At 66.5% G+C, this 16,884-nt stretch carries 15 protein-coding genes; 5 read left to right on the top strand and 10 right to left on the bottom strand.

All coding sequences use genetic code 11. From position 1 onward, the window contains the following. Nucleotides 1-33 precede the first annotated feature (33 nt). Entirely contained in the window at nucleotides 34-945 is a 912-nt protein-coding gene (locus tag CLD20_RS17430; protein WP_224407944.1) for a LysR substrate-binding domain-containing protein, read from the bottom strand. Between the two features lie 72 nt (nucleotides 946-1,017). On the opposite strand from CLD20_RS17430, the gene CLD20_RS17425 reads away from it, so the two are divergent. Beyond that, the gene (locus tag CLD20_RS17425; protein ID WP_224407943.1) at nucleotides 1,018-1,203 is read left to right on the top strand and encodes a DUF1127 domain-containing protein; all 186 of its coding nucleotides are present in this window, start codon (nucleotides 1,018-1,020) and stop codon (nucleotides 1,201-1,203) included. Nucleotides 1,204-1,219: 16 nt separating this feature from the next. Here CLD20_RS17425 and CLD20_RS17420 read toward each other — a convergent pair whose 3' ends face one another. The 3 genes from CLD20_RS17420 to CLD20_RS17415 all read right to left on the bottom strand — a co-directional run bounded on the left by CLD20_RS17420 (nucleotide 1,220) and on the right by CLD20_RS17415 (nucleotide 4,062). Further along, a complete protein-coding gene (locus CLD20_RS17420) occupies nucleotides 1,220-2,812 on the bottom strand; it encodes a glucan biosynthesis protein (RefSeq protein ID WP_224407942.1) in 1,593 nt (530 codons plus the stop codon). Between the two features lie 140 nt (nucleotides 2,813-2,952). Then, on the bottom strand, nucleotides 2,953-3,087 hold the full coding sequence (locus CLD20_RS20280; protein WP_255599969.1) for a hypothetical protein: 135 nt from the start codon (nucleotides 3,085-3,087) through the stop codon (nucleotides 2,953-2,955). A 36-nt stretch (nucleotides 3,088-3,123) separates the two neighbouring features. After that, a complete protein-coding gene (locus CLD20_RS17415; protein WP_224407941.1) occupies nucleotides 3,124-4,062 on the bottom strand; it encodes a LysR substrate-binding domain-containing protein in 939 nt (312 codons plus the stop codon). Between the two features lie 109 nt (nucleotides 4,063-4,171). Here CLD20_RS17415 and proX point away from each other — a divergent pair, with 109 nt between their 5' ends. Next, a complete protein-coding gene (gene proX / locus CLD20_RS17410; protein ID WP_224407940.1) occupies nucleotides 4,172-5,188 on the top strand; it encodes a glycine betaine/L-proline ABC transporter substrate-binding protein ProX in 1,017 nt (338 codons plus the stop codon). 132 nt (nucleotides 5,189-5,320) lie between these two features. Beyond that, nucleotides 5,321-6,838, top strand: a complete 1,518-nt coding sequence (betC, locus tag CLD20_RS17405) for a choline-sulfatase (RefSeq protein ID WP_224407939.1) — start codon at nucleotides 5,321-5,323, stop codon at nucleotides 6,836-6,838. Nucleotides 6,839-7,088: 250 nt separating this feature from the next. On the opposite strand, the gene CLD20_RS17400 is transcribed toward betC, so the two are convergent. Beyond that, on the bottom strand, nucleotides 7,089-7,985 hold the full coding sequence (locus tag CLD20_RS17400) for an MBL fold metallo-hydrolase (protein WP_224407938.1): 897 nt from the start codon (nucleotides 7,983-7,985) through the stop codon (nucleotides 7,089-7,091). 60 nt (nucleotides 7,986-8,045) lie between these two features. Next, nucleotides 8,046-9,701, bottom strand: a complete 1,656-nt coding sequence (locus tag CLD20_RS17395) for a thiamine pyrophosphate-binding protein (RefSeq protein ID WP_224407975.1) — start codon at nucleotides 9,699-9,701, stop codon at nucleotides 8,046-8,048. Between the two features lie 236 nt (nucleotides 9,702-9,937). Here CLD20_RS17395 and CLD20_RS17390 point away from each other — a divergent pair, with 236 nt between their 5' ends. Then, the gene (locus tag CLD20_RS17390; RefSeq protein WP_224407937.1) at nucleotides 9,938-10,714 is read left to right on the top strand and encodes a succinate dehydrogenase iron-sulfur subunit; all 777 of its coding nucleotides are present in this window, start codon (nucleotides 9,938-9,940) and stop codon (nucleotides 10,712-10,714) included. 136 nt (nucleotides 10,715-10,850) lie between these two features. On the opposite strand, the gene CLD20_RS17385 is transcribed toward CLD20_RS17390, so the two are convergent. Beyond that, nucleotides 10,851-13,817, bottom strand: a complete 2,967-nt coding sequence (locus tag CLD20_RS17385; RefSeq protein ID WP_224407936.1) for a hypothetical protein — start codon at nucleotides 13,815-13,817, stop codon at nucleotides 10,851-10,853. A gap of 583 nt (nucleotides 13,818-14,400) precedes the next feature. On the opposite strand from CLD20_RS17385, the gene CLD20_RS17380 reads away from it, so the two are divergent. After that, nucleotides 14,401-14,793, top strand: a complete 393-nt coding sequence (locus CLD20_RS17380) for a VOC family protein (protein ID WP_224407935.1) — start codon at nucleotides 14,401-14,403, stop codon at nucleotides 14,791-14,793. A gap of 100 nt (nucleotides 14,794-14,893) precedes the next feature. On the opposite strand, the gene msrB is transcribed toward CLD20_RS17380, so the two are convergent. From msrB to CLD20_RS17365, 3 genes are all read right to left on the bottom strand, one after another. Further along, the gene (gene msrB / locus CLD20_RS17375) at nucleotides 14,894-15,418 is read right to left on the bottom strand and encodes a peptide-methionine (R)-S-oxide reductase MsrB (protein ID WP_224407934.1); all 525 of its coding nucleotides are present in this window, start codon (nucleotides 15,416-15,418) and stop codon (nucleotides 14,894-14,896) included. A 128-nt stretch (nucleotides 15,419-15,546) separates the two neighbouring features. Next, nucleotides 15,547-15,927 (bottom strand): rhodanese-like domain-containing protein, encoded by a 381-nt coding sequence (locus CLD20_RS17370; protein ID WP_224407933.1) that lies wholly within the window; start codon nucleotides 15,925-15,927, stop codon nucleotides 15,547-15,549. Then, nucleotides 15,924-16,841, bottom strand: a complete 918-nt coding sequence (locus CLD20_RS17365; RefSeq protein ID WP_224407932.1) for a 1-acyl-sn-glycerol-3-phosphate acyltransferase — start codon at nucleotides 16,839-16,841, stop codon at nucleotides 15,924-15,926. The genes CLD20_RS17370 and CLD20_RS17365 overlap by 4 nt, the downstream gene beginning before the upstream one ends. Nucleotides 16,842-16,884: the final 43 nt, after the last annotated feature.

Here is a 16,884-nt window from a genome sequence, read left to right as displayed (position 1 = left end):
TCTGCGGCATGTGAAACGGGAGGTCGGCGGCGCTCAGTCGCCGGCTTCCGCCGGTGTCTCCTCCTCGAAGCGCCTTGCTTCCTCGAAGAGCCATTCGAGGAGGAGCTTTACCTTTGCCGGTGGGCGCGGGCGCGAGAGGGCGACATAGGCGTTGCCGCTCGGCGCGAAGCCGAAAGGAGCGAGCAGCCGGCCGGCGCGCACGTCGTCGGCGACGAGCTGCCAGGGCCCGATGGCGACGCCGAGGCCGGCCGTTGCCGCCTCCAGCATGTAGTAGAAGCGCTGATAGACCGAGGCCGCCGGCGCCTTCTCCATGTCGCCTGCCGGATTGCGGTGCCCGGAGGCGTCCGCCCACTGGCGCCAGGCGTGCGGGCGCGTGCGGGTGTGCAGCATGGGCAGGCCGGCGATGTCGCGCGGCAGGAGCCGGGCGAGGGAAGGCGACAGTACCGGCCCGGTCCGCTCCGCAAAGAGCTCGCCCACATCCATTCCCTCCGGCCAGGGGCCCGCGCCGACGCGGATCGCGACGTCGTAGTCGATGCGGGCGAACTGGTCGTCGCTGTCGCAGGCCGTCAGTCGCACCTCCACTTCGGGGTGGCGCTCCTGAAAGGCGTGCAGGCGCGGGATCAGCCAGCGCATCGCCAGGGTGCCGCTGGCGGCGAGATCGAGGACGCTGGAACGCGTCTCGGCGATGCGTCGCACGGAGGCGTCAAGCTGGTCGAAGGCGGCTGTGAGTCCGGGCAGGAGGCTTCGCCCGGCTTCCGTCAGGCGTGGAGAATTCTTCGGCCCCTCGAAGAGCGCGACGCCGAGCGCATCCTCCAATTGCTGCACCTGGCGAGAGACGGCGCCGTGCGTCACGCAGAGCTCTTCGGCGGCGAGCGACATGCGGCCATGGCGGCCCGCCGCCTCGAAAGCGCGCAGAGCATTGAGCGAGGGCAGGTTTCGCTTCATGTGAGATAAATGCACATAACGCGCGCGATCTTATCGTTTGAATGCCCCCGTATGAAGGGGTTTTTGAAAGACATGCACAGTCATGTCATCACAGCAACGCACAAACGCCTAGGCCTCGTCGTCTCCATTGGTCTGTGGATCCGAAGGTCGCGCGAACGCCGCCAGCTGGCCGAGCTACCATCCTTTCGCCTCGCCGATATCGGCATCGAGGAGGCCGAGCGGCGGCGCGAATGCGCCAAATGGTTCTGGCAGGAATAGGCGTTCCGGCCGCGCGTCAGCCCCGGCTTGCGAGCCGGTCATCCTCGGCAAAGAACTGATAGATCCAGGTCTCCGTCAGCGCCTCCTCTGCGTGCTTCAGATAGAGGCGGAGATCGACCGGCTCACGGCCCGCGGCGTGAAGTTCGAAGGCGGCACGGAAGAGACCGGGCCGGCCGACGACAGGATAGGCGCCCGCCCGCCCGATGCGGCCGCGCGAGGCACTGACGACGGGCGTCACGCCGTCCTGCGCCGCGAAACGGGCAAGCTCGCCGCCGGCGAAGTCGACGACGAACTGATGCGCGTCCCTCGGACGGTTCTGGCCGGGAATGCCGCCGGCACCCAGAAAGGTGTCTACGACGCGCCCGGCGCCGCTCGGATAGGGCTCGCCGGCATTCCAGTGGAGCCGGTAGGCGAGCCGGATCGCCCGGCCCGGCCGGGGGCGTTCCTCCGGCACCCAGTAGGCGACGATGTTGTCATGGGTCTCGTCGTTGGTCGGGATCTCGACGAGCTGCACGGCGCCGCGCCCCCATTCACCCCGTGGCTCCACCCAGAGCGAGGGGCGGCGGTGATAGAAGACGTTGTCGTCCTGATAATGGTCGAAGTTGCGGTCGCGCTGGAGAAGACCGAAGCCCTTCGGGTTCTCGTCGGCGAAGCTGTTGGTCATGATCGCCGGCGGATTGTTGAGCGGGCGCCAGATGCGCTCGTCGCTGCCTGTCCAGATGGCGAGCCCATCGGAATCGTGGATTTCCGGGCGCCAGTCGGTCGCGTGGCGTCGGTCCTTCTGCGAATACCAGAACATGGAGGTGAGCGGGGCGATGCCGAGCCGCTCGATCGCCTTGCGCGGGTAGAGTTCCGTCGCGGTCTCCATGACGACGCCGCCGGGCCTTGTGCAGTCGAAGCGATAGGCACCCGTCAGGCTCGGGCCCTCCAGGAGCGCGTAAACGATGAGGCGGCCGCGCTCGCCCGGAACGGCTTGAAGGAAGAAGCGCGTAAAGCGCGGGAACTCCTCGCCGCGCGCAAGCCCCGTATCGATGGCGACGCCGCGTGCGGAAAGCCCGTATTGCCGGCCGCTGCCCGGAGAGCGGAAATAGGAGGCGCCAAGAAAGGAGAGCCAGTCCCATTTCAATTGCTCGCCCATGACGCGAAAGCCGGCAAAGCCGATATCCTGCGGGAGGCGGCGGGCGACGTGGCCGTCGGGAATGTCGAAATAGGCCTGGCGGTAGAGAACCTCGCGGGCGGCGCCGTCGTGTACGATCGAGATGGAGACGGGTTCACGTTGATAGCGGCCGAGATGAAAGAACTGGATCGGGGCGCCCTCGTCACCATCGGCCCAGATCGTATGGTCGGTGCGAAAGACGATGCGGAAATAGGCGTCGTAGTCGATCTCTTGCAGGATCGAATCCGCTGGGGAGCTGGCGGCTTTCCATGGCCGGCGCGCGAGGTCTCGCGCCGTCTCCTTCAGACGATGGAAGGAAAACGCCTCCGGCGCACCGTAAACGATCCCGCCGTCCGCCTGGCGCAGGGATGCCGCGAGCGGGCCGCGGCCGAGGGGGCTGAGGGCGAGGGCGCCCGCGCCGACAAGCGCGGCGCGGCGGGAAATCTCTGCCATGGGTCTTCCGATGACGCAGAACCTAGGAAGCCGGCTAAGGGGGCTATGCGGCGGAATGGTGACGCAAACGGCAGAGCTTTTGTGGCGGCTTCGCGCCTGCGGCGAGGAAGGGCGGAGTGCCCGCGCCGCAGTTGCGCCCCCTAGCACCTCGTGCAGCGAGCGGCGCGCGCCGCCTCTCCCGTGTCGCTCTCGATCTCGCCCCGGGAGACGAGGTCGATCATGTGGGCGAGGGTCGATTGCGCCGCCGTTTCGAAGAGCGCCGCCGCGAGGCTCATGAGGAAGGCGGGCGCTCCCAGGGGAGCCCGCCCCTCCTATGCCCGGTGGCTTTCGGCGTGCACGGACGCCGCGGCGAGAGGATTCTCCGCCGAGAAGAAGGCCGCGATCCAGGATGCGAAGGCGGAAGCGCCCGCGTGGTGGGCGTTGCCTATGACGAGCCAGTAGATGTCGCGCGCAAGCGGCTCGGCGCCTTGCATGGTGAGAAGGCGGCCTTCCGCCAGATGGGTGTCGATCAAGGGGTTGCCCGCGAGCGCGATGCCTTGCCCCTCCAGTGCCGCGTGCAGCATGGTGATGTAGCTGTCGACCTGTGTGCTGAGCGTTGCGCCGGGAAAGTCGAGGCCGCGCGTTGCGAACCAGTGATCCCATCGCGCTTCCGGCCGGTAGCGGCCGCTGAGTTGAAGCAGGCGCTCTGAAAGCAGGTCCTCCGGCCGCGTCAGCGGGGTGCGCGGCTCGTAGCTCGGGCTCCAGACGGGCACGATCATTTCGCGCGCGAGCGGGACCGCTCCGGTTGGCGCATGCGGTCCGTAGCGGATCGCAATGTCGATCTCGTCGGCATCGAGATCCAGATAGCGGTCGGAGACCGCTAGATCGATCTCGATGGACGGGTGCTCGGCCGAAAAGCCGACAAGCCGGGGCATCAGCCAGAGCGTTGCAAAAGCTGCCGTCGTCGTGACCCGCAGGCGGCGCGCAGATTTCGGATGGCGGATTTTTTCCAGCCCCTCCGTGATTGAGGCAAGCGCCGGCTCCACGAATGAGGCCAGTTCGACCCCGGCGCGCGTGGGATGGACGCTGCGATGCGCCCGCGTGAAGAGGCGTGTGTCGAGATGGGCTTCCAGCTCGGCAATCTGACGGCTCACCGCAACGCGCGAAATGCCCAGTACCTCGCCGGCTCGCGAGAAGTTTTTCGTACGGCATGCCGTCTCGAAAACGACGAGATGTCTGAGGAGATGGGCGTATTTTCGGCTTGTTGCCATAAAGCAGCGGTTAACGCAGCGCTACGCAATTGGCAACTGGAAGGGGCTGGAGCCCAACCTCTATATCCGTTCCAAACAGCTTTTCAGACAACAACCCAAAGAGATCTTCATGCTTCGTCCTCTCGCGCTTCGTTCCCTTGCAAGTGTCGGTACGATCGCGGTCGGCGTCCTTATGGCATCGAGCGGCTTGGCTCAGGAGATGCCGGGCAATGGCGTGACCGTTCAGCCGATCAAGTCGCCGCCGATGAATTCCTGGCTATGGCATCAGGTCGTCAACCTGGGACTTGAGGAGCTTGGCTACGAGGTCGCCGAGATGCGCGAGGCCGACTTTCCTGTCCTGCACCTTGCCGTCGGTCAGGGCGACGCGGATTACACGGCCAACAACTGGAAGCCCCTCCACGACGCCTTCTACGAAAAGGCCGGTGGCGAGAAGACGATGGTGCGCGCCGGGCCGATCACGAGCAACGCGGGGCAGGGCTATTACGTCGACAAGGCAACGGCCGACAAATACGGCATCACCAACCTGGCGCAGCTCACCGATCCGAAGATCGCCGCCCTCTTCGACACCGATGGCGACGGCCTAGCCAACCTTGCCGGCTGCAATCCCGGCTGGGGCTGCGAGGCGGTGATCGAGCATCAGCTCGATGCGTTCGGTCTGCGCGACACGGTCGAGCACGACCAGGGAAGCTATTCCGCCATCATTGCCGACACCGTGGCGCGCTACCGGAACGGCGAGCCGATCCTCTACTACACATGGTCGCCGAACTGGGTCGGCGACATCCTGGTGCCCGGCGAGGATACGACGCAGCTCAGCGTGCCCTTTTCCGCGATGCCGAACGATCCCGACGCCGACACCGAACAGGAGAACGGCTTCAACCCAGGCTTCGCCGTGAACGACGTCTACATTCTCGCCAACCGCGAATTCTACGAGAACAATCCGGCCGCCGCGACCTTCTTCGAGCACGTCAAGATCCCGCTGAACGACGTGAACGCGGCACAGCTCGCGATCTACAACGGCGCCGACAGCGACTCCGACCTTCTCAACCAGGCGAGGGCCTGGGTCGCCTACCACCGCGAGACCTTTGACGAATGGCTGGAAGCGGCGCGGGAGGCGGCGCGCGATTGAGGCCGGCCGCCCTCAGGGTGGAGCGGGAGCATTCAAGAGCAAAAAGGCGTGGCCTCAACGCACATTCGTTTCGTGGCGTCGCAGGCTGCGCCCGTCGAGGATCAGGCCCAAGGAGGCCTGAAGGACAACCCAATGAACGACAGACTCAACATTCTCTTCGTCCAGGTCGACCAGCTCATGGCGGAGTCGCTGCGCGCTTACGGCGACAAAATCTGCCATGCGCCCAATCTGGACCGGCTCGCCGCGCGCGGCGCCGTGTTCGAGCGCGCCTATTGCAACTTTCCTCTCTGCGCGCCGTCGCGGTTTTCGATGGCGACCGGGCAGCTCTGCTCCAGCATCGGGGCCTATGACAACGCCGCCGATATGCGCGCGTCGGTGCCGACATATGCGCATTATCTGCGTCGCGCCGGCTACAAGACCGCGCTTTCCGGCAAGATGCACTTCATCGGCCCCGATCAGTTCCACGGCTTCGAGCGCCGCCTGACGCCCGACGTCTATCCGGCGGACTATTCCTGGGTGCCGAGGGAGAGCGGGCTTTCCAAGCGCGAGACCAACGATACAAGGGCCGTGACGGTGTCGGGTGTCGCCGGCCGGACCGTCCAGATGGATTACGATGACCGCGTCACCTTCGAGGCGCAGCAGTATTTTTACGAAGTGGCCCGCGACGAGGAAGACGATCGGCCGTTCTTCCTGCAGGTGTCGTGGACCCATCCGCACGATCCTTATCTCTGCCGGCCGGAATACTGGGAGCTTTACGAAGACGCCGAGATTCCGATGCCGCGCACGGCGGCGCTCGATCCCGAAGAACAGGACGCGCATTCGCTGCGGCTTCTGGAAAGTTTCGCGCTGCTCGGCGTGGAGTTCGCGGCCGAGGATATCCGCCGCGCGCGGCGCGCCTATTACGGCTCAATCAGCTATATCGACGACAAGCTCGGTCAGCTGCTCTTCGCGCTGGAAGAGGCGGGCCTTGCCGAGAACACGGCGATTGTGTTCACCTCCGACCACGGCGAGATGCTCGGCGAGCGCGGCATGTGGTTCAAGAAGCACTTCTTCGAGCCATCGGTTCGGGTGCCTCTGCTCATCGCGGCCCCGGGGAAATCGCCGAAGCGCGTCAACGGCCTCGCCTCGCTCGTCGATCTTCTGCCCACCTTCATGGGCCTTGCCGAGGGGGCCGGCTGGACGAGCCCGGTGGAGCCGCTCGACGGTATCGATCTGACGCCGTACCTGGACGACGCGCAACTTTCCCAGGATCGGGCGGTCTACGCCGAATACCTCGCCGAGGCGACGCCGGCTCCGATCCTCATGATCCGGCAGGGCCGGTTCAAGTATCTTCATTCGGAAGTCGACCCGCCGCTGCTCTTCGAGATCGAGGCCGACCCCGACGAGCGCAGGAACCTGGCGGCCGATCCGGAATACGCTGAAGTCGTGAACCGTTTCGCCGGGCAGGCTCGCCAGAAATGGGACAGTCAGGCGCTCTGGCAGGACATCCATCAGGACCGGCGCAGGCGGCTCTTCATCCTGGAAGCGGCTGGCGTAGGGCATGCGACGCGCTGGAACCACGGCGAGACGCCGGATGATGCGACCCCCTGGTATCGCGGCACGGAAGGCTACAACGAATGGGCCTTCCGGCATCTTCCTGCCCGGACGTAGCCCAAAAGCTCAGACCTGCCGGGCGGAGTGCCGCAAGCAGAACGAAGCCAACGATCGGAGAGGGACCGCCGCGGGCGCCTCAAGGAGCGCTCGCCGTTCTGTAATTTCGATAGATCTCAAGATATCTCCTTGCTCCGCGCCGTCCGCCCGCCCGTTTTGTGCTTTATCTCGGGTGGCTTTTTTCGGCAGGGTTGCGGCCGGCCTCGCCCTCCAGGCGCTTGCCGATTAGCGGGAGGTGGCGGCCTCGGCCTTAGCTCAGCCGGTAGCGGGCACCCCGCAACGGTTCGCCGTCCTCCACCGACACCTCGCCTCGCCGCACCAGCGCCTGCAGATGCGCCAGTGTCGACTGCGCTGCCGGCTCGAAGAGCGCCGGGGGAAGCTTCCGATAGATCTCGGAGACGATCTCGTCGATGGAGCGGGGCGTCAAGCCGAGCGCCTTCAGGATGGCGGCCTCGCGCTGGCGCCGATGCTGCAGGAGGGCGCGCACGAAGCGCTTCGGCTCGCGCACCGGCCCACCGTGCCCCGGCCAGTAGATCGTGTCGTCGCGTTCCAGCAGCAGGCGTAGCGAGGCGAGATACTCCGACATATCGCCGTCGGGCGGGATCACCACAGAGGTCGACCATGCCATGACATGATCGCCGGAAAAGAGGGTGCCGGGTTCCTCGGCGAGCGCGAAGCAGAGGTGGTTGGAGGCATGGCCGGGGGTCGCGACGGCGGTCAGCGTGAAACCCTCGCCTTCAAGCCGCTCGCCATCGGCGAGAATCCGGTCCGGCTCGTAGGCCGGCAGGGGCGCTGCACCGACCGGTGGCGCGAGCACGGCGCGCGGTTTCGGACAGCCGACGATCGGCGCCCCCGTCGCCTCGGCGAGCGGAATGGCGAGCGGAAAATGGTCGCGGTGCGTATGGGTGAGGACGATATGCGAGACCGTCTCCTGCCCGACGGCATCGCGCAGCGCGCGAAGGTGCGCCTCGTCGGCCGGGCCGGGATCGATGATGGCGACCTTGCCGCTGCCGACGATGTAGGTGCAGGTGCCCCGGAAGGTGAAGGGGCTCGGATTGGGCGCCAGGACCCTGCGAATGAACGGCGAAAGGCGGACGACTTCGCCGGCCTCGCCTTCAAGGTCCCGATTGAAACTCAGCTCAGCCACTGATTCTCCCGTCTCGGCCTTCGACGCCCAAATTTCCCTATCTCTGCAAATGCTTATATATCAGTTGGACACCTTGCTGGCGCGCAGCTGGGTGAGCGTTTTGGCCGGCGTGATGGCTTCCGGATCGAGCCTGCAATGGATGATCGCGGCCTTCTTCGCGGCGAGGGCGCGTTCGAAGGCGTGCGCGAACTCCTCGGTGGTCTCCACCGTCTCGCCATGGCCGCCATAGGCCCGGGCCAGGGCGGCGAAATCGGGGTTGGAAAGGTCCGTTGCCGAGACCCGGTCTGGATAACGGCTCTCCTGATGCATGCGGATGGTGCCGTACATGGAATTGTCGACGACGACGACGATGACGGCGATGCCGTGCTGGACCGCGGTGGCGAATTCCTGGCCGTTCATCAGGAAGCAGCCGTCGCCGGCGAAAGCGACCACGTTCCGCTCCGGATAGAGGCGCTTGGCCATGACCGCCGCGGGCACGCCGTAGCCCATGGAGCCGGAGACCGGGGCGAGCTGCGTCGCAAACCGGCGGAAGCGGTAGAAGCGGTGGATCCAGGCAGCATAGTTGCCGGCGCCGTTGCAGATGATGGCGTCGGGGCCCAGCCGCTCGCGCAGCCACACCATCGCCTCGGCGTACTGGAAGGCGCCGGGCACCTTCAGCGGCGTGCCGGAAAAATCGAGATACTCCTGATGCGTGGCGCCGGCCTGCTGGGCCGCCGGGCCGACATTGAGCGCGGTGCCCGCAAGCGCCTCCACGAAGGCCGTGGGGCTCGCCTGGATGGCCAATGCCGGCTGATAGACCCGGCCGAGCTCCTCCGCGCCTGGGTGAACGTGCACGAGCCTCTGGCGCGGCGTTGGCACGTCGAGGAGCGTGTAGCCGCCGGAAGGCATCTCCGCGAGCCGTCCGCCGAGGAGAAGGATGAGATCGGCCTCCTTCACCCGCTCGAAGAGCTTCGGGTTCGGGCCGATGCCGAGATCGCCGGCATAGTTCGGATGCTCGGCGGGAAAGAGATGGGCGCGGCGAAACGAGGTCGCGACCGGTAGCCCGGTCCTCTCGGCAAAGGCGGCGAAATCGGCCGAGGCCTTCTCGCTCCAGCGCGAGCCACCCAGAATCGCGATCGGCCGGCGCGCCTCGGCCAGGAGCCCGGCGAAACGGGAAAGATCGGCGGGCGAAGGCGCGCTGTCGGCCGGCTCGACATAGGGCGCGTCGGCGACGGCGGCTTTCTCGACCAGCATGTCCTCCGGCAGCGACATGACCACCGGCCCCGGCCTGCCCTGCATGGCGATGCGGAAGGCACGGGCAAGGAATTCCGGCAGGCGGCTCGCTTCGTTCACCTCGACGACCCATTTGGCGACGTCGCCGAACATCTGGCCGTAGTCGATCTCCTGGAAGGCCTCGCGATGGCGCATGGCGCGCTCCACCTGGCCGATGAGGAGGATCATGGGGGTCGAATCATGTGCGGCGATGTGGACGCCGTGTGCGGCATTGGTGGCGCCAGGCCCGCGGGTGACGAAGCAGATGCCGGGCCGCCCGGTCAGCTTGCCGACGGCCTCCGCCATCATCGCGGCGCCGCCCTCGTTGCGGCATGTGACGACGTCGATTTTCGAGCCGTGGAGTGCATCGAGCGCGGCGAGGTAGCTTTCGCCCGGCACGCAGCTTATCGCCTTGACGCCCTGCGCAAGCAGCTGGTCGATCAGAATCTGGCCGCCCGTGCGCATGCGAAGGGCGGCGGCGCTTCCCGCTTGATCATTCATGGTCCGACGACTACTCCGGCCTCGTTCACGTGGCGCTCTCTTGCGCGCAAGCGCGCGCCGGCGCAAGAGATCGGCGGGCAAGCTGCGGCGCCGGAACGCGCTTACGGAACGGCATGGCGGCCCTCAGACGTTGACGCCTTCGCATTTGCAGCACAGGTTAGGCCAAGCCCACCCGTCACTTTCCAGCAGACGAAATCGAGATGGTCCAGGTTACTCTTCCGAAGAATTCCGTCGTTCACCAGGGCAAGTCCTGGCCGAAGCCCGATTCCCAGCATCTGAAGGAATTCCGCATCTATCGCTGGGATCCGGACGATGAGGAAAATCCGCGCCTCGACACCTACTGGGTCGATATCGACGATTGCGGGCCGATGGTCCTCGACGCGCTCTTGTGGATCAAGAACAAGGTCGATCCGACGCTCACGCTCCGCCGCTCCTGCCGCGAGGGCATCTGCGGCTCCTGCGCCATGAACATCGACGGCTCCAACACGCTCGCCTGCATCAAGGGCTGGGACGAGGTGAAGGGCGCGGTGAAGGTCTATCCGCTGCCGCACATGCCGGTGGTGAAGGATCTCGTGCCGGATCTCACGCGCTTCTACGCCCAGCACGCGCTGATCGAGCCCTGGCTGCAGACGGTCTCGCCGATGCCCGAGAAGGAATGGCGGCAGAGCCGCGAAGACCGCGAAAGGCTCGACGGCTATTACGAGTGCATCCTGTGTGCCTGCTGCACGACGGCCTGCCCCAGCTACTGGTGGAACCCGGAGCGGTATCTCGGCCCGGCGGCTCTCCTTCAGGCCTGGCGCTGGATCGCCGATTCCCGCGACGAACGCACCGGCGAACGGCTCGACCAGCTGGAAGACCCGTTCCGGCTCTATCGCTGCCACACCATTCTCAATTGCGTGCAGGTCTGCCCGAAGGGGCTGAACCCCGCCAAGGCCATCGCCGAGATCAAGAAGAAGATGGTGGAGCGGCGCGTCTAGCGCCCGTCAGCCTGCTCTCCTCGCTTGCCGGCCTCGCCGGCTTCAAAGCGGCGCGAGCGCTAGAACGTTCGCCGGTATATCCCGGCTCTTTGAAGAGGCGCGCCGGTCCTTCCGGCGCGCCTTTTTTCGTTGTCCCCTAGCGGGCGAGCGGCTGGCGGTAGAGCCAGCTGGAGGGGGCGGGAGCGGCAGGGGCCTTCTCTTCCGGCTGTGCTTCCTGCTTCTTTGCCGCCGAGGCGGGAAGGGCCGGGAAGAGCCAGCTCGTGCCGTTGACGTGGGTCCCATTCATGGCGTGGCCGTTGGCCCGGGCTCCGTTCATGCCTGAAGCGTGATGGGCGATGCCGTTATGCCCGTTCAGGGCATGGCCGTTCGACCTGGTGCCGTTCATGGAAGCGCCATTCTTGGAGGCTCCGTTCACGGCCGCCCCGTTCGTCTGCGGGGAAGGCCGCATGAAGATCCCGGTGGGCGCCTGCGGCCGCTTGATCTCGCCGTTGGAGTGCGGCTGCTGCGGTTTCGGGGCCGCCGGACCGGTGGTGGAGACGCCGTTGGTGTGGCCGTTGGCGGCCCCGTTGGGACGGAAGAGCCAGCTTGCGGGCGCCTCGGCCCGGCTGGCCGGCGCAGCCGGTTTCTCGGCCACCTTCGGTGCGGCGGCTTTCGGTGCGGCAGCCTTGGGTGCTGCCGTCTTCGGTGCCGGCTTCGCCGGAACGGCCGGAGCCGCGCGGAAGAGCCAGGTCGACTGGGTCGCGGCGGGCCCTGCGGCCGGCTTTTCGGCCGGCTTCGCCTCGGTCTTCGGAGCAGGCGCGGCAGCTTTCGCCGGGGCGGCGGGTTCTGCGCGGAAGAGCCAGCTCGACTGCGTCACGGGCTTTTCGGTCGCCTTCGGCGTGGCGGGAGCGGCAGCCTTCGGCTCGGCCGGCTTGGCAGGGGCTGCCGGAGCGGCCCTGTAGAGCCAGCTCTGCTGCGGCGCGGCGGGCTTTTCAGGTGCTTTCTCGGGCGCCTTCGGCGCGGGAGCCGCAGGCTTTGCCGGCGCAGCGCTGCGATAGAGCCAGCTCGCTTTCGGGGCGGCCGGCGCCGCGGCCTTCGGCGCTTCGGGCTGCGTGGCTGCGGCTTTGGGGGTCTCGACCTTGGATGCGGATTTCGCCGGAGCGGTGGCCGCCGGGAAAAGCCACGAACGGGCCGGCGCCTCGGTGCGCGCCGGAGCGGCGGCGGCCTTTTCGGATGCCTGTGCGGCCAATGCCTGCTGGCCGCGGAAGACCCAGCTCGATCCGGCGCTCAACGGCCTGGCGGCTGCGGTCGGCTTCGGCTGCTGCTGGGGCTGGGGCTGGGGCGCGGCGGCGCGGTAGAAGTAGCCGGAAGACGGCTGGGCGGCGGGCTTCGTCGCCGGCTTTGGCGCCGCGGCGGCCGCCTGTGCCTGCGCGGTCGCGCCGCCGTAGATCCAGCTGGAGCCGGCGGGGCGGGCGGCGGCCGCCGCGGGGCGCGGCGCCGGCGCCTTGGCGGCGTCCGTGCCGGTCTCGGGCTTGGCGAAGAGCTTCTTCACGAAGGCAGCGGCGCGGGCGGCACCCTCGGTCGGCTCGGGCCCCACCGGAGCTTCCGGTTCGGGAGCGCGCGCAGGCTCAGCCTCGATGGCGTTGTGGGAGGTGGCAGTGTTGCCAGTGGAGAAAAGACAGCCGAGGAAGGCGGCAGGTCCTGAAGCCGGTGACATCTCGTCGTTCTCGCGGTGCTCGATGATGGGGTGGGCGGCGGAAGCGACGGCGTCGCTCGCCTTGCGATAGAGCCAACCCGCAGCGGCGGCAGCGGAGTTGGCGGTGGAAGCCGCGGCCTCGGGGGCGCGCTGGCGGTAAAGCCAGCTCGTCTCGGCCGTTGCGGAGTTCGGGGCGGAGTTCGGGGCGGAGTTCTGGGCGGAATGCTGCTCCTTCCTAGGCTCGGTCGGCGCGGGCGCCGCAGCCGGGCGGAGGAACTGGAGCCAGGAGGAGAGACCCGACGTCTTCTTCTCTTCGGCGGGCTCCGCGACCAGGCGGTAGACCCAGCTCGTCTCCGGCTGGCTCTTCTCGGCCTTTGCGGAAGGGGGTGCCGATTGAGGCGCGGCCGGCGCCTTGCGGAAAAGCCAGCTGGAAGTGGTTGCGGGTGCCTGCTCCTGCGAGGGCTCCTGCGCCGGGACGGGCTTGGGCGCGGCGCGGTAAAGCCAGCTGGTGCGCGGCTCCGGCGTCGCCGCCGGCGCGGCCGGCCGTGGCGCCTCGGCGCTCTTCGGCGCGGGATAGAGCCAGCTCTTGCCGTTCCCCGGTGTGCTCGTCACGGGTGCCGCAGCCGCTTTCGTCGGGGCGGGCGCCGGGAAGAGCCAGCTCGATGTCCTCGGCGGTTCGGATGCCTTCGTCTCCGCCGGCCTCGCTGCCGGACGGAATGCGCCATTCGTCGCCGGCTGGCTCCCGTTCCGGAAAGCATAGCCGTGGGAGGCGGGGGCTGGCCCGGTCCGCGCGGCGTTGGGTTCAGTCATGAGAGTTCCCCCATTCATGGGCGCCCCCTTGAGGAGCGGCTGACGTTCTTCGATCCTGGCAAATAGCGGTTCGCCGGCGCGGCGCGCGGCCGCAACGAGCTGAGGACGGGTCGAGACGCGCTCGGCGCGGAACCAGTCCTGCCGCACAGGTGCCGCCTCTCCGGCCTGCCAGCGGCGATCGAGCTCGATGACCGCGGCGTAGTCCTTCTCGGCACGGAAGCGGGCGGTGCAGGCGGTACGATAGACCTCGACCACCCGGCGCACGTCGTCGCGCATATGGTGGGCAAGTATTTCCTCGACATAGAGGTCCTGGCGAATGCCAATCGCCATCGTGTCGAAGAACTTCATAAGGACGGCAATGTCCCGGTAGATGCCGGTTTCCGCCCGGCGGCCATTGGAGAGGGCGTAGTTGGAGAGGGCGTCGGCCGCCTTCTCGAGGAGCGGATCGCTGTCGAAGCGGTCGCAGACGCCAAGGCTGGCACGCTTTTTCTCGTCATCGCGCGTCGCGCGCATCTGCTCGCGCAGAAGACCAAGCTGATAGAGGCCGCCAAAAGCAAGAACTGTAAAAAGAATCACGGAGATCAGCGAGGCGGCCGCACCGATCAATGCCACGGTCATTTGAGTCATCCTTCTTGAAGGCGCCGGCAAGCGTTCACAGTGCTCGTCTCAGACACCCGGCGTTCTTGCTTGTCAAGAATCCTGGGGACACCCGTTCCTACTCTATTGACTCTACCCACACGTGGTTAACGATAAGGTAATGACCGTTAAAAAAGGCTTAATACTAAGTAGAAATCCTAATTATACTGACATCCATCTGCGGCACTCAGAGTCGCCCCATCCGCGCCAGTAGACAAAAGGAAGGCGGCGGAAATGGGTCATTCTATGCCCCCAAGCGTTCGCGGGTCAAAAGGTCAGACGGGCGCACCCGACTATCGTGTCTCTGATGCGGTCAAAGAAAGTTCGCGGGGACGGCCGAAAACCGGCCATGTGGCGGTGTGCATGGGGCTCGGAACAGGCCGGGACGCGCCGGCTAAGTGATTCGCAAAGCCGCGGAAGGCCGGGCTTGCCGCGGGATTTTCGTCGCAACCGCTCCTACTTTTTCAGTGCTAGAGAAGATCCGCCGGCGCGCCTGGCCGGACGCCCGATGCTGGCGGGCAACGCGGCCGCGGCGAGGTTGAAAATGGCATCTGGAGGCTCTCGCATGATCGATCACATCGGCTTTTCGGCGTCGGACTATGGCCGTTCGCGCGCCTTCTATGACAAGGCCCTCGCCGCCCTCGGCATGGAGGTGGTGATGGAGGTGACGAAAGAAGAAAGCGGCAGCTACGAAGGGGTCGGCTACGGCAGGGCCGGAAAGCCGTTCTTCTGGGTGAGTCCGGTGCCGGGCGCGAGTGCGAGCGGGCATCTTCACGTCGCCTTCGCCGCGGCCGACAGAAGGGCGGTCGACGCCTTTTACGATGCGGCCATGGCGGCCGGGGGCCGTGACAATGGCGCTCCGGGGATCCGTCCCCACTATCATCCGAACTATTACGGCGCGTTCGTCCTCGATCCGGACGGCAACAACATCGAGGCCGTTTGTCATCGCCCGGAGTAAGGCGATGATGTCGGCCTTGCTCTCAGGCGCCCGACTGGGAGCGCCCGCAAGTATCGCGGAATTCCGGGAAAGTCAGTCGCACGACTGAGGCGTTGGTCGATCAGCCAAGCACGGGTTCGCCGCCGCCTTGGGGACGGAAAACGAGGGCCACTCCGTTGATGCAGTGGCGCTTTCCGGTCGGCGGCGGGCCGTCGTCGAAGACGTGGCCGAGATGGCCGCCGCAATCGGCGCAGTGCTCCTCGGTGCGGGGATAGACGAGCTTGTAGTCGGTGGAATTCTTCACCGCCCCCTCTTCAATCGGCTTGTAGAAGCTCGGCCAGCCCGTGCCGGAATCGAATTTTGCCTCGGAGGAATAAAGGGCGTTGTCGCATCCGGCACAATGAAAGGTGCCCGCGCGGTGCTCATCGTTGAGCGGGGAGGTGAAGGCGCGCTCGGTGTCGGCATCGCGCAGAACGGCAAACTGCCGGGGGGACAGCTTGGCTTTCCATTCCTCGCGGGTCATCTCGATCGGGAACGCACCCGAAGCGGCATCGGCGCGTCCGAAGATGCTCAGAGCGCCGGCCGAACCGGCGGCGACGGCGACGACGCCTGCGCCACCCAACAAAACCTGTCGACGAGAGAGCATTTCCAAATTCCTCCACCTTGCGAGCTTCCCTCAAGGTGGGGCGCGGTGAAAGGCCAAAAAAGGCCTCTCACCCTCTCGTGACGCATGGTGATGGCGGCGCGGCCGCAGCGGCGCGGGCTCGGATTGCCCTACTGGCCGACGCGCTTGGGCTGGCCGGAGGAGAAGTCGGTGGTGATCAGCGGCAGGTTCGCCTGTTTCCAGGCCGAAAGGCCGCCGACCATATGGGCGACCTTGTCGAAGCCGGCCGCGACGGCCTGGCGGCTGGCCGCCTCCGATCGTTTGCCCGTCCCGCAATGGAAGACGACGCGCTTGCCCGTCTGATCGGGCAGGCTGATCACGTCGAGCTCCGACATGGGCGCGAGCAGGGCCCCGGGGATGCGCTCGAAGGCGAATTCGGCGGGTGTGCGGACGTCGATGAGGACAATCTCATGCGCGTCGAGTGCCTTGCGCACCTCCTGCGGGGACAAGAGATCGAAGGGAATGCCGTTGATGTTCTCGGTGGTGCTCATGTTGCCTCGGCTCCTGCCGTAAACGGGATATCGGGATCGTCTGCAAGCGTCTGGACGCAGTAGCGCTGCAGGCTTTCCGTCAGCTGGGCCGCGTTACCCTGCAACTCCTCGTGAGAGATAAGAGGGCCGAACTCGATCTTGAAGGTCTTGCCGCGCTTGTTGAGAAGTTCGTGGAAGACGGTCATGTCCCGCAGCTCCGTCAGCCCCTGGTTGCCGAAGAGATAGAAGAGCCAGGAGTTGCGCGCCGTGACGCGGCAGGGAAGCACCGGAACCTTGTGCTTCTGCGCCAGCGAGACGGCCGATGTCTGCCACGGGCGTTCGTTGAGCCTGCGGTTGCGCCAATAGGCGATGCGGCCGGCGGGAAAGAGGACGATCGCGCGCCGATCGGCGAAGGCGCGCGAGGAAAGACGCAGCGTCTCGCGCGTCTTGGTGAGGCTGCGGTGTTCCACGCGCCACTCGACCGGGATCAGGTATTCGACGAGTCGCTCGTTGATGCGCACGGCGTCGCGGTTGGTGAAGATGGAGACGTCGCCGCGCACGGGCTTCAGCGCCTGGTAGACGGCGACGCCATCGGCGATGCCGGTCGGGTGGTTCGCCGCGATGATGAAGCCGCCCTCGCGGGGGATGCGTTCGGCGCCGCTGATCTGAAGGTTCAGCGAAAGGAGGTCACTGATATAGTCCATCCCGTCGACGCCGGAGAGGGCGCCCAGCCTATCGGCCATCTCGACCGCCTCGCGATAGCGCAGAATGCGGTAGAGGAAGGGCTTGTAGAGGGGCCAGAAAGGATTGGCGACGAGCTTGATCCCGCGCTCGGCGATGAGCTGGTCGACGATGTGTCCGCGACGCTGGCGAACAGCCGATCTCAGCGCGCGCTGGCGCGCCCTCTGCATCCAGCTCAGTTCAGATACCGCCATGCGCCGCCCTTCGTGACAAACCGCCTAGGACGTGCCAGAAGTC

The organism is Afifella sp. IM 167, assembly GCF_020144925.1.
GTDB lineage: Bacteria > Pseudomonadota > Alphaproteobacteria > Rhizobiales > Afifellaceae > Afifella.
This window is presented reverse-complemented; position numbering and strand designations above follow the sequence as displayed.

Coding starts and splice junctions, on each gene's coding strand:
- CLD20_RS17415 (WP_224407941.1), bottom strand. CDS start 4,062: ATGGCAACAAGCCGAAAATACGCCCATCTCCTCAGACATCTCGTCGTT.
- CLD20_RS20280 (WP_255599969.1), bottom strand. CDS start 3,087: ATGAGCCTCGCGGCGGCGCTCTTCGAAACGGCGGCGCAATCGACCCTC.
- CLD20_RS17380 (WP_224407935.1), top strand. CDS start 14,401: ATGATCGATCACATCGGCTTTTCGGCGTCGGACTATGGCCGTTCGCGC.
- CLD20_RS17430 (WP_224407944.1), bottom strand. CDS start 945: ATGAAGCGAAACCTGCCCTCGCTCAATGCTCTGCGCGCTTTCGAGGCG.
- CLD20_RS17385 (WP_224407936.1), bottom strand. CDS start 13,817: ATGACCGTGGCATTGATCGGTGCGGCCGCCTCGCTGATCTCCGTGATT.
- CLD20_RS17365 (WP_224407932.1), bottom strand. CDS start 16,841: ATGGCGGTATCTGAACTGAGCTGGATGCAGAGGGCGCGCCAGCGCGCG.
- CLD20_RS17420 (WP_224407942.1), bottom strand. CDS start 2,812: ATGGCAGAGATTTCCCGCCGCGCCGCGCTTGTCGGCGCGGGCGCCCTC.
- betC (WP_224407939.1), top strand. CDS start 5,321: ATGAACGACAGACTCAACATTCTCTTCGTCCAGGTCGACCAGCTCATG.
- CLD20_RS17425 (WP_224407943.1), top strand. CDS start 1,018: ATGCACAGTCATGTCATCACAGCAACGCACAAACGCCTAGGCCTCGTC.
- CLD20_RS17395 (WP_224407975.1), bottom strand. CDS start 9,701: ATGCGCACGGGCGGCCAGATTCTGATCGACCAGCTGCTTGCGCAGGGC.
- CLD20_RS17370 (WP_224407933.1), bottom strand. CDS start 15,927: ATGAGCACCACCGAGAACATCAACGGCATTCCCTTCGATCTCTTGTCC.
- msrB (WP_224407934.1), bottom strand. CDS start 15,418: ATGCTCTCTCGTCGACAGGTTTTGTTGGGTGGCGCAGGCGTCGTCGCC.
- proX (WP_224407940.1), top strand. CDS start 4,172: ATGCTTCGTCCTCTCGCGCTTCGTTCCCTTGCAAGTGTCGGTACGATC.
- CLD20_RS17390 (WP_224407937.1), top strand. CDS start 9,938: ATGGTCCAGGTTACTCTTCCGAAGAATTCCGTCGTTCACCAGGGCAAG.